General features: G+C 69.8%; 16 protein-coding genes. 6 read left to right on the forward strand and 10 right to left on the reverse strand.

What is annotated here, in order from left to right:
• The 5 genes from JO059_RS10595 to JO059_RS10615 form a co-directional block, all read right to left on the reverse strand.
• Nucleotides 1-234, reverse strand: a 234-nt coding sequence (locus tag JO059_RS10595; protein WP_293316595.1) for a hypothetical protein, incomplete at its 3' end; no start/stop codon positions are given.
• Between the two features lie 124 nt (nucleotides 235-358).
• Complete coding sequence (ctpC, locus tag JO059_RS10600) at nucleotides 359-2,455, reverse strand: manganese-exporting P-type ATPase CtpC (protein ID WP_293316621.1); 2,097 nt, start codon at nucleotides 2,453-2,455, stop codon at nucleotides 359-361.
• A 45-nt stretch (nucleotides 2,456-2,500) separates the two neighbouring features.
• Nucleotides 2,501-2,782 (reverse strand): DUF1490 family protein, encoded by a 282-nt coding sequence (locus JO059_RS10605; RefSeq protein WP_293316597.1) that lies wholly within the window; start codon nucleotides 2,780-2,782, stop codon nucleotides 2,501-2,503.
• A gap of 35 nt (nucleotides 2,783-2,817) precedes the next feature.
• Entirely contained in the window at nucleotides 2,818-3,531 is a 714-nt protein-coding gene (locus tag JO059_RS10610; protein ID WP_293316599.1) for a TIGR03089 family protein, read from the reverse strand.
• Entirely contained in the window at nucleotides 3,519-5,000 is a 1,482-nt protein-coding gene (locus tag JO059_RS10615; protein WP_293316601.1) for an LCP family protein, read from the reverse strand. The genes JO059_RS10610 and JO059_RS10615 overlap by 13 nt, the downstream gene beginning before the upstream one ends.
• Before the next feature lie 76 nt (nucleotides 5,001-5,076).
• Here JO059_RS10615 and rfbD point away from each other — a divergent pair, with 76 nt between their 5' ends.
• Genes rfbD through JO059_RS10630 form a run of 3 tightly spaced genes read left to right on the forward strand, consistent with a single transcriptional unit; the run spans nucleotide 5,077 to nucleotide 8,006 of the window.
• Nucleotides 5,077-6,012, forward strand: coding sequence for a dTDP-4-dehydrorhamnose reductase (rfbD, locus tag JO059_RS10620; RefSeq protein ID WP_293316603.1), 936 nt, complete (start codon nucleotides 5,077-5,079; stop codon nucleotides 6,010-6,012).
• The gene (locus JO059_RS10625) at nucleotides 6,005-6,913 is read left to right on the forward strand and encodes a glycosyltransferase family 2 protein (RefSeq protein ID WP_293316605.1); all 909 of its coding nucleotides are present in this window, start codon (nucleotides 6,005-6,007) and stop codon (nucleotides 6,911-6,913) included. Before rfbD ends, JO059_RS10625 begins: the two co-directional genes overlap by 8 nt.
• Nucleotide 6,914: 1 nt before the next feature.
• Nucleotides 6,915-8,006, forward strand: coding sequence for an NDP-sugar synthase (locus tag JO059_RS10630; RefSeq protein WP_293316607.1), 1,092 nt, complete (start codon nucleotides 6,915-6,917; stop codon nucleotides 8,004-8,006).
• A gap of 31 nt (nucleotides 8,007-8,037) precedes the next feature.
• Here JO059_RS10630 and JO059_RS10635 read toward each other — a convergent pair whose 3' ends face one another.
• Genes JO059_RS10635 through cofD form a run of 4 tightly spaced genes read right to left on the reverse strand, consistent with a single transcriptional unit; the run spans nucleotide 8,038 to nucleotide 12,530 of the window.
• Nucleotides 8,038-8,580 carry an NUDIX hydrolase gene (locus tag JO059_RS10635; protein WP_293316609.1) on the reverse strand — a complete coding sequence of 181 codons (543 nt, stop codon included), beginning with the start codon at nucleotides 8,578-8,580 and terminating at the stop codon, nucleotides 8,038-8,040.
• A complete protein-coding gene (locus tag JO059_RS10640) occupies nucleotides 8,577-10,163 on the reverse strand; it encodes a class I SAM-dependent methyltransferase (RefSeq protein ID WP_293316611.1) in 1,587 nt (528 codons plus the stop codon). Before JO059_RS10640 ends, JO059_RS10635 begins: the two co-directional genes overlap by 4 nt.
• A gap of 10 nt (nucleotides 10,164-10,173) precedes the next feature.
• Nucleotides 10,174-11,523, reverse strand: a complete 1,350-nt coding sequence (locus tag JO059_RS10645) for a coenzyme F420-0:L-glutamate ligase (RefSeq protein WP_293316613.1) — start codon at nucleotides 11,521-11,523, stop codon at nucleotides 10,174-10,176.
• A 5-nt stretch (nucleotides 11,524-11,528) separates the two neighbouring features.
• Nucleotides 11,529-12,530 (reverse strand): 2-phospho-L-lactate transferase, encoded by a 1,002-nt coding sequence (cofD, locus tag JO059_RS10650; RefSeq protein WP_293316615.1) that lies wholly within the window; start codon nucleotides 12,528-12,530, stop codon nucleotides 11,529-11,531.
• A gap of 368 nt (nucleotides 12,531-12,898) precedes the next feature.
• Between cofD and JO059_RS10655 the strand changes: the two genes are divergently transcribed.
• Nucleotides 12,899-13,246 (forward strand): WhiB family transcriptional regulator, encoded by a 348-nt coding sequence (locus JO059_RS10655; RefSeq protein ID WP_366516190.1) that lies wholly within the window; start codon nucleotides 12,899-12,901, stop codon nucleotides 13,244-13,246.
• 20 nt (nucleotides 13,247-13,266) lie between these two features.
• Here the strand turns inward: JO059_RS10655 and JO059_RS10660 are convergent, their stop codons facing one another.
• Nucleotides 13,267-13,689 carry a metallopeptidase family protein gene (locus JO059_RS10660; RefSeq protein WP_293316617.1) on the reverse strand — a complete coding sequence of 141 codons (423 nt, stop codon included), beginning with the start codon at nucleotides 13,687-13,689 and terminating at the stop codon, nucleotides 13,267-13,269.
• Between the two features lie 187 nt (nucleotides 13,690-13,876).
• Here JO059_RS10660 and JO059_RS10665 point away from each other — a divergent pair, with 187 nt between their 5' ends.
• Nucleotides 13,877-14,317: a DUF3499 domain-containing protein gene (locus tag JO059_RS10665; RefSeq protein ID WP_293316619.1), complete on the forward strand. Its 441-nt coding sequence runs from the start codon at nucleotides 13,877-13,879 to the stop codon at nucleotides 14,315-14,317.
• A gap of 94 nt (nucleotides 14,318-14,411) precedes the next feature.
• A partial coding sequence (locus JO059_RS10670; protein ID WP_293316625.1) for a phosphomannomutase/phosphoglucomutase occupies nucleotides 14,412-15,425 on the forward strand: 1,014 nt, incomplete at its 3' end.

Raw genomic sequence — 15,425 nt, forward strand, 5'->3', positions numbered from 1 at the left:
GGTCCCGCGCGGCGCCGTGACGAGGCTTTCCGCGAAGACCTCGCCCGCTTCCGGATCAAAGTGCTTGTGCAGCAGCCAGATCGCGAATCGCCGCCACGTGTCGATCTCGACGAGGTATTCGCCTAATTCGTCGAGGCAGGCGCGATCGGCGTTAGCCAGCACGGCGACATCGGTGGTGTCCATGTCGGGTAACGCCGCATAATCTTCGACGTTGTGGTCCCGCAAGGTGAGCATCGCATTGCTCCTGCCTGCCGAGTAGTGCGCGTTGGGAAGACTTGCCACCGGACATTAGTGGCCAATCCCGTGCGAACGATCAGCGTGACCTGTGAGAACCTGTGGATCGGGTGATGCGGACGATTCAGTCCAGCCGGTACCGGATCAGCCGGGAACTGTTGGCCACCACCGCCACCGACGACGCGTTGTGCAGGATCGCGGCTAGGACCGGCGACAGCGCGCCGCCGGCGCCGATGATCAGACCCGCGGCGTTGACCGCGATCGACATGCCGTAGTTCTCGCGGATGACGTCGACGGCGCGGGCGCCCAGGTCGCCGACGTCGAGCAGGCGATGCAGGTCGTCGTTGGCCAGCGCCACGTCGGCGGTCTCGACGGCGACGTCGGTCCCGGCCAGCCCCATGGCGATCCCGATGTCCGCGGCGGCCAGCGCCGGGGCGTCGTTGATGCCGTCGCCGACCATCCCGACGACGAACCCGGCGCTTTGCAGCTCGCGCACCACCTCGAGCTTGTCCTCGGGCATCACCTCGGCGCGCCACTCGTCGATCCCGAGCTCGTCGGCGACCACCTCGGCGATGTCGGGATGGTCGCCGGTGAGCATGACGATGCGGCGAATCCCGTTGCCGCGCAGCTTCTTCAACACCTCGGCGGCCTCAGGCCGCACCTCGTCGCGCAGGCTGATCAGCCCCACCAGGGTGCCGTCCACCGCGAGCAACAGCGGGGTCTCGGCCTGGCGCCGCAGCCTGTCCACCCACTCCGACGCCTTCTTGGACACCTTCACCTTTTCGGCCCGCAGCAGCGACGGGCCGCCCAGCAGCAGCGTGCGGCCGTCGGCCCAGGTCCGCATGCCCAGGCCCACCAGCACCTCGCACTCCTCGTGTGGCGGGATGCTGATGTGGCGCTCCTCGGTGGAGCGGATCACCGCCTCGGCCAGTGGGTGGCGTGAGTGGATCTCCGAGCTGGCCGCATACGCCAGCACCTGCTCGGGCTTCCAATCCTTGTGCATGGCAACGATATTGGTGACCACCGGACGCCCGACGGTCAGCGTCCCGGTCTTGTCGAAGACGATCGCGTCGACCTGGCCCGCCTGTTCGAGGTGCGACCCGCCCTTGATCAGGATGCCGCGGCGCGCGCCGTTACCGATCGCGGCGCTGATTGCGGTCGGCGTGGCCAGGCCCACCGCGCACGGGCACGCGATCAGCAGCATGGTCATCGCCCGGCGCACGTCGCCGGTGATCGCCAGGGTGATCGCCGAGACGACGAACGACGTGGGAACGAAACGGCGGGAAAAGTTTTCGCCGACCGTCTGGATCGGCGCGCGGTCGTGCTGGGCCTCCTCGACCCGGGCGATGATGCGGCCGATGGTGGTCTGGTTGCCGACGGCGCTGGCGCGCACCACCAGGCGCCCGCGCACCACCACGGACCCCGCGTGCACGTGCGCGCCCACCACGACGCTGACCGGCAGGTTCTCGCCGGTGATGGCGGACTGGTCGACGATGGCCTCGCCGTCGACCACCTCGCCGTCCACGGGGATCGCGACGTGGTCGTGCACGATCACCTCATCACCGATCTCGACGCTGTCGATGGGCACCTGGACCTCGTCGCCGCCGGTCAGCCGGATCCAGGCGGTGTCCTGGCTGCCGCGCAGCAACTCGGAGATCGCCCGCCGGGTCCGCCGCAGCGTCAGGTCCTGCAGGTACTCACCGATGTTGAGCAGCCAGAGCACCGTGAGCGCGACGACGTTTTCCCGCAGCACCAGGCTGGCCACCGTCGCCGCCGAAACCAGCGCGTCGGTGCCGGCCCGGCCGGAGCGCAGCGACAGCAGCGCCCCGCGCAGGAAGGGGTAGCCGGTGAACACGGTGACGCCGGTAGCGAACAACCGCCCGCCCGGGCCGAGCAGCGGGGGCCGGGCGAACACGTAGCGGCGTACCCCGAGCAGGGCCAGCGCCACGCCGCCGATGACCATGCGCAGCACGTCGGTGTTGCGGATCTCCTCCGAATGCGGTGCGCGGGCCGGGATCAGCTCGGCGGCGACGAGGGCCGCGCGGTCGATGGCCGCCAGCACCGCGGGGCGGTCGCAGCGCCGGGGCGAGTACCAGACGACGACGGAGCCGGTCCGGGGGTAGGCGTGCACGACGCGCACGCCATCCTGCTTGGCGACGGCCTCTTCGACCGCGACGGCGCGCCGCGAGTCGGAGCGGACCCAGTCGACCGAGACCCGCATGCGCCCGGCGGCGTCCGAAATGACTTGCAAGGCAGCGCCTTTAGATCAGTGCTCGTGCTGATGGGCGTCAGCGATCGACGGCGTGGGCGCCTCTTCGCCGATGCGTTCGCGGGCCTCGGCCATCACGTCGGCCAGCTTGAGGCGCGCCGACTCGGCGGCCTCCTCGGCCTTGCGGGTGCCGCGCAGTCCGAGCTCGGCCGCCGACACCGCGGTCTCGTGCAGCGGGGCCTTGGCCAGCGCCTTGCGCAGCGCCTCGTAGGCCGTCACCCCGACCAGGCCGGTGACCACCGTCGATGCCGCCTTAGCAAAGAGCCCGTACGCCGCCATTGACCGAACCTTCCCGTCAGTGCGTTAGAGCGACGTTACAGGACCCGGGTGACCTTCTCGGTCTCGATCCTGCGCTGTAGGAGCGCGGGATCGGGGTTGGCGACCTGCACCAGCGACGCACCTACGGCCAGGATCGACAGCAGGTTATCTACCAGCTCGCCGGCGCTCGTCCACGACGCGGTGGACAGCACCCGGTCGCTGGGCGTCAAAGCCCTTGCCGCGACGGAACTTTGGCATTCAGCCATGATCTCGTCGGCCGACCGTCCGGCCAGCGCGGGTCCCGGACGCGGTTCGGGCACGATCTGGTCGCCGTGCACCCGCACCGCGGTGGCGTAGTCGGTGACCCCGATCGGCAGGTCGGGAACGGGCCCGCCGAACGGGTCCAGTGACAGCACGGCAACCTCGCTCGCGCCTGTTCCGTCGGCCTGCTCGAGCCGTTCGGCGGTGCACAGAGCCACGTCGGCGGCGCCGTCGAGCACCGCCTCGGCCCCGATCCACCACACTCCGAACAGCACCGCCGCCGTCTGCCAGTGCGCCGGCAGCAGGATCGCCACCCGGCTCGCCGGCCCGGCGCCCAGCTCGTCGCGCAACAGGTTGGCGGTCTTGGCGGCCCAGTTGGCCAGCGTCACGCCGGACAATTCGATGCGTTCGCCCGTCGCGTCGTCGTAGTAGGTGATGCGCGGGCCCACCGGATCCGCCCGCAGCATCGGGTCCAGGATGGCGCCGGACAGGGTGCTCAGTTGATGCACTCGGGCTTGTCGGAGCCGGCGGTGAGGATCGGCGACGGTGGGGGCACGTTGGGGTCGGCCCCCTGTCCCGGGGAGGCCCCGGCGTTGGACACCCGTGCGGGCATGACGGTGTGGTCGCCGGACAGGCCCGAGCCGGGCCCGGTGTAGTCGTTGGCCAGCACTACCCGCACCGAGCCGGGCGCCAGGGCGGCGTCGGCGACGACGGGCAGCCCGCCCAGCTCCTTGGCGATCTGCTGCGCGCCCAGGTCGTCGGTCTTGGCGGCCCGCACCTGGCTGCCCTTCACGTGACCGCCCTCGTTGTTGCCCACGGTCCCGGTGCTAAAGCCCTTGGAGCTCAACACCTCCGACACCGACGCCGCGAGCCCGTTGATGTCGGTGTCGTTGACCACGTCGGCCGTGGTCTTGGCGGGCGTGTAGGCCAGCTCCTCGGTCTTGCCCTTGGCCTGGTCGTTCAGCAGGCCCGCGACCCACTCCTGCACCTGGTGCGGGTCCACCCGGACGACGCTCTGCATGCCGTCGTCGCTCCAGCCCGCGCCGTCGAGCACCGGAATGGTGGCGAAGGCGACCTTGCCGCCGGCAAGTTTCTGCATCTGCTGCACGAAATCCATGACGTCCCAACCCGAGGAGATCACCACCGACCGCTGCACGGCGGCCTCCAGCCGCTTGACCGTGGTCGGGCTGGACAGCGTCTGGCCCGAGATGACGCGGTGGGCCAGCGACGCCATCACCACCTGCTGGCGCACCACCCGGTCCAGGTCACCGCGCGGCAGGTCGTGGCGCTGGCGCACGAAGCTGAGCGCCTCGGGACCGTTGAGCCGTTGCTGGCCGGCCGGAAAGTCGGCGCCCGAAAGCGGTTCGAACACCGGCTCTTTGAGGCACACGTCGACGCCGCCGAGGGCGTCGGTGATGAGGGCGAAGCCGAGTAGCCCGATCTCGGCGTAGTGGTCGACCGTGACACCGGTGAGGTCGGCGACCGTCTTGATCAAAGCTTCGCGGCCGGCTTCGGTGCCCCGCGCCATCGCGTCCTGAGCGGAGTCGCCGGCCTTGACGAGGCTGGCCCGCTTGGCCTCCCGGGTCTGCCCGTAGACGCCGTTGATCTTGGTCTTGCCCAGGCCGGGGGCCGCGACGTAGGAGTCCCGCGGGATCGAGATCGCGGTCGCCGACTTCCCGTTGTTGGGAATGCGGATCAGGATGATCGTGTCGGTGTTGGTCGCTTCCTCGTCGCCGGCGCGCAGGGTCGCCAGCTCCTCGGGCGACAACGCGTTGCCGTGCGCGTCGGTGCGGCTGTCCAGGCCCACCAGCAGAATGTCGATCGCCCCGTCGTCGCCGCCCTTGCCCAGCGAGGGCGCGGACATGTGGAAGATGCCGTCCTCGAAGGACCGCACGTTGCTCCACGCGAGCCCGGTGCCGAGAACCACGACGAGGGTGAAGACAGTGGTAACCACACGAACCACATGTTGCACAGGCATCACATTAGGTTACTTGCGACACAGCCGCTTCCCGGGTAGCCGGCTCCGGCGTGGCAAGGCGTGCCAGACTCGACGGATGTCGGCGGGCAGGATCGTGATCACCGGAGCCGGCGGGCAACTCGGCGGTCGCCTGACGGCCCTGGCCACCCGCCAGGGCCGCGACGTGCTGTCGCTGACGTCGTCGCAATGGGACATCACCGACGCCTCCACGGCCGAACGGATCGTCGAACGCGGCGACACCGTGATCAACTGCGCCGCGTACACCGACGTCGACGGGGCGGAGGCCGACCAGGCCACGGCGTACGCCGTCAACGCCGCCGGTCCCGGACACCTCGCGCGTGCCTGCGCGCGTGCCGATGCCCGGTTAATCCACGTCTCGACCGACTTTGTGTTCAGCGGCGAAGTGTTCAGCGGCGAGGTGTTCAGCGGCGAGTTCGCTGGCCGCCAGCCCCGCCCCTACGAGCCCAGCGATCCCACGGATGCGCGCGGCGTGTACGCGCGCAGCAAACTTGCGGGGGAGGAGGCCGTCCTGGCGGCGCTGCCCGACGCCTCGCAGGGCGTCGTCGTCCGGACCGCCTGGGTCTACACCGGCGGAACGGGCAAGGACTTCGTCGCGGTCATGCGCCGGCTGGCCGGCGGGGACGGACCCGTGAACGTGGTCGACGACCAGACCGGGTCACCCACCTACGTCGGCGACCTGGCGGCCGCGCTGCTGCAGGTCGTCGACGACCGCGTGCCCGGGCCGATCCTGCACGCCGCCAACGAGGGCGCGGTGTCGCGCTTCGAGCAGGCCCGCGCCATCTTCGCCGAATGCGGAGCCGAGCCGGACCGGGTGCGGCCCGTGGGCACCGAGCAGTTCCCGCGCCCCGCGCCGCGCCCGAGCTACTCCGCGCTGGGCGGCCAGGAGTCCGCCGCGGCGGGCCTCACGCCGCTCAGGCCCTGGCGCGCCGCACTTGTCGCCGCTCTCGGCGACGCCGCTTTGGCCCGACCGTTACCCTCGACGCGTGACTGACGTCCTGCCCGTCGTTACGGTGACCTACTCGCCGGGCCACCACCTCGAACGCTTCCTGGCCTCCTTGTCGCTGGCCACCGAGCGGCCCGTCAGTGTGCTCCTGGCCGACAACGGCTCCGTCGACGGCGCGCCCCAGGCCGCGGTCGAGCGATACCCGAATGTGCGGCTGTTCGACACCGGCGCCAACCTCGGCTACGGGACCGCGGTGAATCGCGCGGTCGCACAGCTCGACAAGGAGTCGCACGAAGACGAGTGGGTGATCGTGGCCAATCCCGACGTGCAGTGGGGTCCCGGCAGCATCGACGCGCTGCTGGACGCCGCCACCCGCTGGCCGCGCGCCGGCGCCCTGGGCCCGCTGATCCGGGATCCCGACGGGTCGGTGTATCCGTCGGCGCGGCAGTTGCCCAGCCTGATCCGCGGCGGCATGCACGCGGTCGTCGGTCCGTTCTGGAAGCGCAACCCCTGGACGGCGGCATACCGTCAGGAGCGTCTCGAGCCCAGCGAACGCCCGGTGGGTTGGCTGTCGGGATCGTGTCTGTTGGTGCGCCGCTCGGCATTCACCGAGGTGGGCGGGTTCGACGAGCGCTACTTCATGTATATGGAGGACGTCGACCTCGGCGACCGGCTGGGGAAGGCCGGCTGGCTGAGCGTTTACGTGCCGTCGGCCGAGGTCCTGCACGACAGGGGCCACTCCACCGGGCACGACCCGGCAAGCCACCTGGCGGCGCACCACAAAAGCACCTATATCTTCCTGGCCGACCGTCATCGAGGCTGGTCGCGAGCCCCGCTGCGCTGGGTGCTGCGGGCCTCGTTGGCGCTGCGCTCCCACCTGATGGTGCGCAGTTCACGGCGCTCTATCAGGCGGGAACGTCAACGGCATTCGGCGCAAGGGCGACGCTGAGTTGGCCGACGAGTCGGGAGGTGCACGGGTCGACGCGGTTGTCCTGGTCGGCGGCAAGGGCACACGGTTGCGGCCGCTGACCCTCTCTGCGCCCAAACCCATGCTGCCCACCGCGGGGCTGCCGTTCCTGACCCATCTGCTGTCCCGGATCGCCGCGGCCGGCATCGAGCACGTGATCCTCAGCACCTCGTATCAGGTCGCGGTGTTCGAGGCGGAGTTCGGCGACGGGTCCAAGCTCGGCCTGCAGATCGAATACGTGACCGAGGAGCGGCCCCTGGGAACCGCGGGTGGCATCGCCAACGTCGCCGGGCACCTGCGCCACGACACCGTCATGGTCTTCAACGGCGATGTGCTCTCGGGTGCCGACCTGAGCCAACTGCTCGAATTCCATCGGACCAATGAGGCCGACGCGACGCTGCACCTGGTGCGGGTTGGTGATCCCCGCGCGTTCGGCTGCGTGCCCACCGACGCGGAGGGCCGGGTCACCGCTTTCCTCGAAAAGACCGAGGACCCGCCGACCGACCAGATCAACGCCGGTTGCTACGTCTTCCGGCGCAACATCATCGACCGGATTCCGCGCGGGCGCGAGGTCTCCGTGGAGCGCGAGGTGTTCCCCGCCCTGCTGTCCGACCCCGACGTCAAGGTGTGTGGCTACGTCGACGCCACCTACTGGCGGGACATGGGCACACCCGAGGATTTCGTGCGGGGCTCGGCGGACCTGGTGCGCGGGATCGCCCCCTCACCCGCCCTGCACGGGCACCGCGGCGAGCAGTTGGTGCATGACGGCGCGGCGGTGGCTCCGGGGGCGGTGATCATCGGTGGCACGGTTGTCGGGCGTGGCGCCGAGATCGGCGCCGGCGTCCGGTTGGACGGCGCGGTGATCTTCGACGGCGTCAAGGTCGAGGCGGGCAGCGTGATCGAGCGCTCGATTATCGGCTTCGGCGTGCGCATCGGCCCACGCGCCCTGATCCGCGACGGCGTGATCGGTGACGGCGCCGACATCGGCGCGCGGTGCGAGTTGCTGCGGGGTGCGCGGGTATGGCCCGGCGTGTGCATTCCCGACGGCGGAATCCGCTACTCGTCCGACGTGTGAGCGGTCGTTCGCGTCGAACATGCGGCTGGCCTCACGCTCGGCGGGCCATGGCCCGGGCGACCAGGTAGGCGAGCGCGTGATCGGCGCCTTCGGGCAGCGCGTCGGCCGGCCACCATCGCAAGTCGTCGGACTCGTCGCTGATCGCGATCTGCGCGCCGCCCGGCGCGCGCGCCACGAATTGCAAGTCGAGGTGGCGGGTCGGCAGGCCCAAAGAGCACGTGACCGGGTGGGCGTGGATGGCCGCCAACTCGGGCGCTATGCGCAGACCGGCGATGCCCGATTCCTCGGTGGCCTCGCGCAGCGCCGCGGCCACGATGTCCGCGTCCTCGTCGTCGCAGTGCCCGCCGAGCTGCACCCAACGGCCCAGCCGCGGATGCAGTGTCAGCAGGACATGGGTGCCGGCGTCGTCCAGCACCAGCGCCGAAGCGGTGACGTGGCCCGGCACGCATTCGCGACGGCATGCGTCGCTGCGGGCGTGCAGGAAGGACAGGACGGCGTGCCGCATCGAATCCTGGGCCGGATCGGGCGCGCGCCAGTCGGTGAGCAGCGAGATCGCCGAGGATCGAACGCTCACCGGGATCCCCGTCGTGTGCGGCGATCCCGCAGCGAAAGCCACGCCGCCCGGCACTGCGCCACGGCCTCGCCGGATAGCCCGAGTCCGTCGATCAGCACATGACGGTCGACGACGTCGAGCGCCTTCTCGATCTCGTTCGCCTTCAACAGGAGGTCGACGTCGCAGGCCAGTTCGGCGTTGCCAGGCGACGGCGCGGGAATGGGCAGCTGCTCGGCCTCGCGGGGTTCCAGCTCCAAGATGCCGCCGCCGTAGCTGCGGCCCATGACCTCGGCGAAGGCGAACGTCACGCTGTTGTGGAACACCGCGGCCAGTGCCGTCGGGTCGGTGCCGGGCCCGACCCGGACACGATGAACGGTGTCGGTGCACGTTGCCTCGGCGGAGTTAACGGTCAGCCGGGGCGCCCGGTGAATCTGGCGCAGCATGAACAGGTCCGGAGTCCATAGCGACGGGGTGGTCCACCACGGATTGCGGATCGAGCATTTGTAGCCCCGGTGGACTCCGGCGGCTTCACCGGCGTGGATGTGCGCCACGACCGCGGGGTCGGTGGGTTCCGGTGGCGCGTCGAGCAGCCAGGTCCGGTGCCCGGCGGCGACATCGCTTGCGCGGCAGTCGATGTCGTACACCAGCCCGGGTAGCTGGCCGCTGCGTGAGACGAGCGGGACGCAGTGCGGCGTCAGGCCGAGTTCCCGGGCTTGCGCGTCGGTGAAGGTGAAGAAGCTGTTGCGGCCCGTGACGATGCCCACATCGACGCCGGCCACCGAGCCGAGCCGGGGCAGGGCCGGCGACTGCTTGAGCCTTCGCAGCAGCCGGATCGCGGCGGGGTCCAAGAAGTACTTGGTCCATTTCTCCTGTTCGTGCAGGAGCGCGGGAGCGGATTCCCCGCGGAGGTTCGCGAGGTCCGCGTCGGCGAGCGCGTCCGCATCGGCGAGGTGAATCGTGCGTACCAGCGCGGGACCCGCGCCGACTGCGCCGCAGAACAACACGACATCCTGCAGGATGCCGTCGAACACCAACCGCTCGAACGTCAGCAACGTGACCTCGCAGAATCGGCTCAGCAGAAACTCGCGCAACGGCGCGGCGTAGCTGACTTGCAGCAACTCGGCGGGCAGCACCAGGCCCACCCGCCCGCCGTCGCGCACCAAGAGCGTGCTCGCCACGACGAACGGGACCCAGGCATTGGTCAACCTGCTGGGGCGCAGGCCCGCCCGCCGCATCAGCTCCAGGGCCGGATCGCGCTCGTCGGCCGCCCAGTTGCCGAAGCGGATATAAGGGGGGTTCCCCGCGGCCCCGTCCCAGCTGCCGGCCTCGGTCCTCGCCAGCCAGGTGAACAGGTTGGCGGTGTCGACGGGAGCGAACTCCCGGGACTTGGCCGCTTCGGACGCGATCAGTTCGACACCGTGTGCCCGGTCGCTGAGCTTGGCCAGCTCGCGCAGGATCCGGCCGTCGCCGCAGGCGGGCTCGAGAATCCGCGGACCGGCGTCGCGGACCCAGCCCGCCAGGAAGCGGGCCACCGGCGCCGGGGTGTAGTAACCGCCGCGCACCTTGTCCGCAGACGCCACCGGCTTGCCCGCGAACGTCTTCATGCGGCAAGTATCACTTGGGGATCAACAAATCCCCGGGATCCGCAGCCTCGCGTAACCCTGCGGTACCCGCGCCCTCACAGGCATAGCCGATCGCTATGGCGCCCAACGGCTCCCACTCGGCGGGCAGCTCGAGCTCGGCGCGGACCAGGTCGGCGGCAAAAATCGTCGAGCCGATCCAGCAGCTGCCCACCCCCCGCACCGCCAGCGCGACCAGCAGCGCCTGCACGGCCGCCCCGACCGCGACCGTGAACATGGTGTGCTCGGCATGGGTGCGGGCGGTATCGGGGTAGGCGTGCGCGCCCTCCGGAACCAGGAACGGGATGACCACCTCCGGTGCGTCGTAGAGGATCTGGCCGCGCGCGACCCGGCGCTCGATCGCGTCGGTGGGCCGGCCGTCGGTCGCCAGGTCCGAGCGCCACTTGTCCTTCATGCGGTCCAGGAGCCGGGTGCGGAGTTCCGGGGTCTGCAACCAAACGAACCGGACCGGCCGCGTGTGGTGGGGGGCTGGCGCCGTGAGGGCCTCGGCGACGGCGGCTTCGATCAGCTCCGGTGGGACGGGCTCGTCGGCGAACCGGCGCACCGACCTGCGAAAGAGCTGCGCCTGCCGGCGGCCCTTCTCGAGGGCTTCGGCGGTGCCGAGCCAGAACAGGTCTTCCTCGCCCGGTCGCAGCAATTGCCGCGCAGTGGTGCCATCGTCGTTCAGGGTGAGCCCGCGCACCACGGCCACCGGCACGGCGGTCAGTTTGCCCTTGACCAGATCGGCGGCGCCCGCGACCTCGTCGGCGATCGCCACTTCTGTCACCATCAGCTCGTTGCCGTGCCGGTCAACGACACCCGAATAGCCGTGCAGCACTGCCAATCCGGACGCACCGACGGCCGCGTCGATCTGCCCGTTGCGCCAGGCGCGGCCCATCGTGTCGGTGATGACCACGGCGACCTCGACGCCGAGTCGCGCGCGCAAACCGGCGCGCAGCCTCGCCGCGCTGCCGTCGGGATCGACCGGCAGCAGCGCCAGTTCGTCGCGCCCGACGTTCGAGCCGTCCACGCCGGCGGCCGCCTGCACCACGCCCAGCCGGTTCTCCGTGATCAGCGTTCGGCCCTTGCGGGCCAACACTCGGACAGCCTCTTGGTCGATCAGCTTGCGGCGCAACCGATCCCGCTCATCGGCATCCCGGGGGGCCGGGACCAGCCGGCCCTCGCACTTGGAGATGACCTTGCTGGTCACCACGACGACGTCCCCGTCGCGCAGCCAGGGAGCGGCCGCGGCCACGGCCGCAACCAGATCATCGCCGGGCCGGAACTCCGGAAGCCCGGGCACGGGCAGGATCTCGATCGGGGCGCCGGTGCCGTGCTCGGTCATGCCACTCACGCTTCCACGCCCGCAAGCTCGAGTCCGGCGCCGACCATCTGCGCGGTCGCGCCGGGGTCGGTCATCAGCAGCGGCACGGACCGCACGGCGACGCCCTCGATCTCGGCCGCGTCGCCCTCGTGGATCAGCCAGCAATCCAGGATGCCGGTGCCCCCGCGTGCCCCGTAGTGCCGGCCGACGGCTTCCGCGGTGGATTCAACCCCGATCACGGAAAGGCAGGCATCCGCCATGCCGCGCAACGGCTTTCCACCGATGATCGGCGAGTATCCGACGACCGGCGCCCCGGCGGCCCGCAACGCCGCGCGAATGCCCGGCACTGCCAGGATGGCGCCGACGCTGACGACGGGGTTGGACGGTGCCAGCAGGATGATGTCGGCATCGGCGATGGCATCCACCGCTTCGGTTGTGGCGGTGGCCTTTTCGGCGCCCACGAACGCGAAGCTGTGGGTGGGCAGCTGGGCGCGGTAGCGCACCCACCACTCCTGGAAGTGGATTGCCCGACGGCTGTCGTCGGCCGGATCGGTGATCACGACGTGCGTTTCGCAGCGGTCGTCGCTGGCGGGCAGCAGCCGTGCGCCCGGTTGCCAGCGATCACAGAGCGCGGTGGTGATCTGTGACAGCGGGTAACCGGCCCGCAGCATCTGCGTGCGCACCAGGTGCGTGGCCAGATCGCGATCGCCGAGTTGGAACCAGTCCGGCTGCACGCCGTAGCGCGCCAATTCCTCCTTGGCGTGCCAGGTTTCGTCGCGGTGACCCCACCCGCGCTGAGGGTCGACCCCGCCGCCTAAGGTGTACATGCAGGTGTCCAAGTCCGGACAGACACGCAGCCCGTGAATCCAGGCGTCGTCGCCGACGTTGACGACGGCCGTCAGTTCGTGGCTGTTGGTCCCGGAGTCGGGGCGCTGTGGCTTTCGGAACTGACCCAGCCCGAGCAGCTGTTGAACCCCCAGCAGAAAGCGGGCGCCGCCGACCCCGCCGACCAGGACGGTGACCTTCACTTGACCTTCACAGGGCACGACAGTACTGCCCGTCGACGTTGCCTTCGGTGGGCCGGTCGCGAGCGCCTCGAGGGCAGACCGAGCGCCGGTGTGACCGACACGCCGAACGTCGCAAACAACAGAAACGCCGAAATTTAGTCACGAGATGATATGGAAATGCGCCGTAACGCTTGACCCGGCAGGTCAACGCGTGTCTAATCACAACAGTGTCATTTCCCGGTTGGCCAGCCGATTCCCGGTGTCGCAGACCGAGATTCGATCACTTGTTCGAAGTGTCTGTTACATCAGAACAGTGGGAATCACTCACCCTCTCAAACGAAAGCTGAGGAGGCGGACGAAGCATGTCTTACGAGCACCTTCGGGGCGTTATGACAAGCACACCGCGCACCACAATTGGCTCGGCACCGGCGGCTCAGGCATTGACTGCCCGTGCGCATCTGACGGTGGTTCCCGATGCGCCGGTCGCATTCGAACCCGAGCCCCTGCCGCCGCCGACCCCGGACCAGTGGCAGGACCGCGCATTGTGCGCGCAGACGGATCCGGAGGCGTTCTTCCCGGAGAAGGGCGGCTCCACTCGCGAGGCCAAGAAGATTTGCCTGGGCTGCGAGGTACGCCACGAGTGCCTGGAATACGCCCTGGCGCACGACGAGCGCTTCGGCATCTGGGGCGGCCTCTCCGAACGCGAGCGCCGGCGCCTCAAGCGCGGCATCGTCTGACGCGGCCCGGCGGCGCTTGCCTAGTCGTCGTCGATCGTGGGGTCGATGACCGAGGGCTCGACGTCCAGGTAGATGGCCACTTGGGCCACCAGGATTTCGTGCAGTAGCTCGCCTAATTCGACGGTGTCCTTGGCTCGGCGCTCAATCGGCTTGCGAAACAAGACAATTCGCGCCCGCGTGGCGTTCCCCCGGACATCGACGCCGGCCGGGATCAAGCGGGCGAGCGCAATCGGTCCGTCGGCGATCACCTCGGGCGGCCACTGCGCGGTGTCGGGGTCTTTGGCGGCAATGCGGGGGATTTCATCGACCGCGACGTCGAGGTCCGCCACCCGCTCGCGCCAGCGTCGTTCGATGGGCTCGTAGGCCTCCAGCACGGCCATGTCGAACCGCTCGGCCCGCGTGCGCCATCCCGGCACCGTCGGCGGGAGCAGGGGGCCGCGCATGTCGTGGCCCCTTCGAGACGCCCGGGCCGACGCCGATCGGCGCCATCGCCGATCGCTTTGCCGGGAGCCGCGCGATTCGCTGCGGGAATCACTCATTGGGGCCGATGGTAACGGTTGCACATCGCGGGTCGGGCGGATGCGCGTGTCCGGCGCTTTGCCGGCGTTTGTCCACGATAGCCTTTCGATCGTGAACGTTCCGCGTCGCTGTTGCCGGCCGGGGTGTCCGCACTATGCCGTGGCGACCTTGACGTTCGTCTACTCGGACTCGACGGCAGTGGTGGGGCCACTCGCTACCGCGCGCGAACCGCATTCTTGGGATCTGTGTGTCAGCCATGCCGGCCGGATCACCGCACCCCGCGGATGGGACCTCGTGCGCCACGCCGGACCCCTGCCCGTCCATACCGACGACGACGACCTGGTCGCCCTGGCCGACGCGGTGCGCGAGGGCGGCCCGAGCGATCGGGGCGTCTCCCATGGGGTCGTCGGCGCGCCGCTCAACGGGTTTGCCGATCCCCACCTGCACGCCGCCCACGCCACCGCGCCCAGCAGCAGTCTGCTCGCGCCACCCGAGCAACGGTCCGGACGGCGCCGCGGACATCTGCGGGTGTTGCCCGATCCTGCCGACTAGGTGGTGCTTTTCTCCGGGCCGTTAGGCTGACGCCAAGAGGCTGCCAAGAGCTAAGGAACACATGGCGTCAGGAGGCCAATGCATGTCTGGGCGCATGTCTCGGCCCGCCGCGACGGTCCAACGTGTCGTTAAGGCGTACGACGTGCGCGGACTGGTAGGAGAGGAGCTCGACGAGCCGCTGGTCACCGATTTGGGCGCGGCATTTGCCGAGCTGATGCGCGCCGAGGGCGCACGACAGGTGGTGCTCGGCCACGACATGCGGGACAGTTCGCCGTCGATGGCCGCCGCTTTCGCCACGGGCGTGACCGCCCAGGGCCTCGATGTGGTGCGAATCGGTCTCTCGTCCACCGATCAGCTTTATTTCGCCTCCGGCCTGCTGGACTGCCCGGGAGCGATGTTCACCGCGAGCCACAACCCGGCTGCCTACAACGGGATCAAGCTGTGCCGGGCCGGTGCGAAGCCGGTCGGCGCCGAAACCGGGCTGACCGTCATCAGCGAACGCGTCATCGCGGGGGTCGCGGAGTACGGCGGTCCACCCGGAACGGTCGCCGATCGCGACGTCCTGGCCGACTACGGAAATTTTCTGCGCTCACTGGTGGACACCTCCGGCCTGCGTCCGTTGCGGGTGGCCGTCGACGCAGGCAACGGCATGGCCGGCCACACCGCGCCCGCCGTGCTGGGTCCGATCGACTCGATCACCTTGTTGCCGTTGTACTTCGAACTCGACGGCTCGTTTCCGAACCACGAGGCCAACCCGCTCGACCCGGCCAACCTCGTCGACCTGCAGGCCTTCGTGCGGGACAATGGCGCCGACATCGGTCTGGCCTTCGACGGCGACGCCGACCGGTGCTTTGTGGTCGACGAGCGCGGCCGGCTGGTTGCGCCGTCGACGGTCACCGGCCTGGTCGCCGCCCGCGAGCTCGGCCGGGAGATCGGCGCCACGATCATCCACAACGTGATCACTTCCCGCGCGGTGCCCGAACTGGTCACCGAGCACGGTGGCACACCGCTTCGTTCCCGGGTCGGACATTCGTACATCAAGGCGATGATGGCCGAAACCGGCGCGATTTTCGGCGGTGAGCATTCGGCGCACTACTACTTCCGCGAC

The sequence above is a fragment of the Mycobacterium sp. genome (assembly GCF_019247615.1).
Lineage (GTDB): Bacteria > Actinomycetota > Actinomycetes > Mycobacteriales > Mycobacteriaceae > Mycobacterium.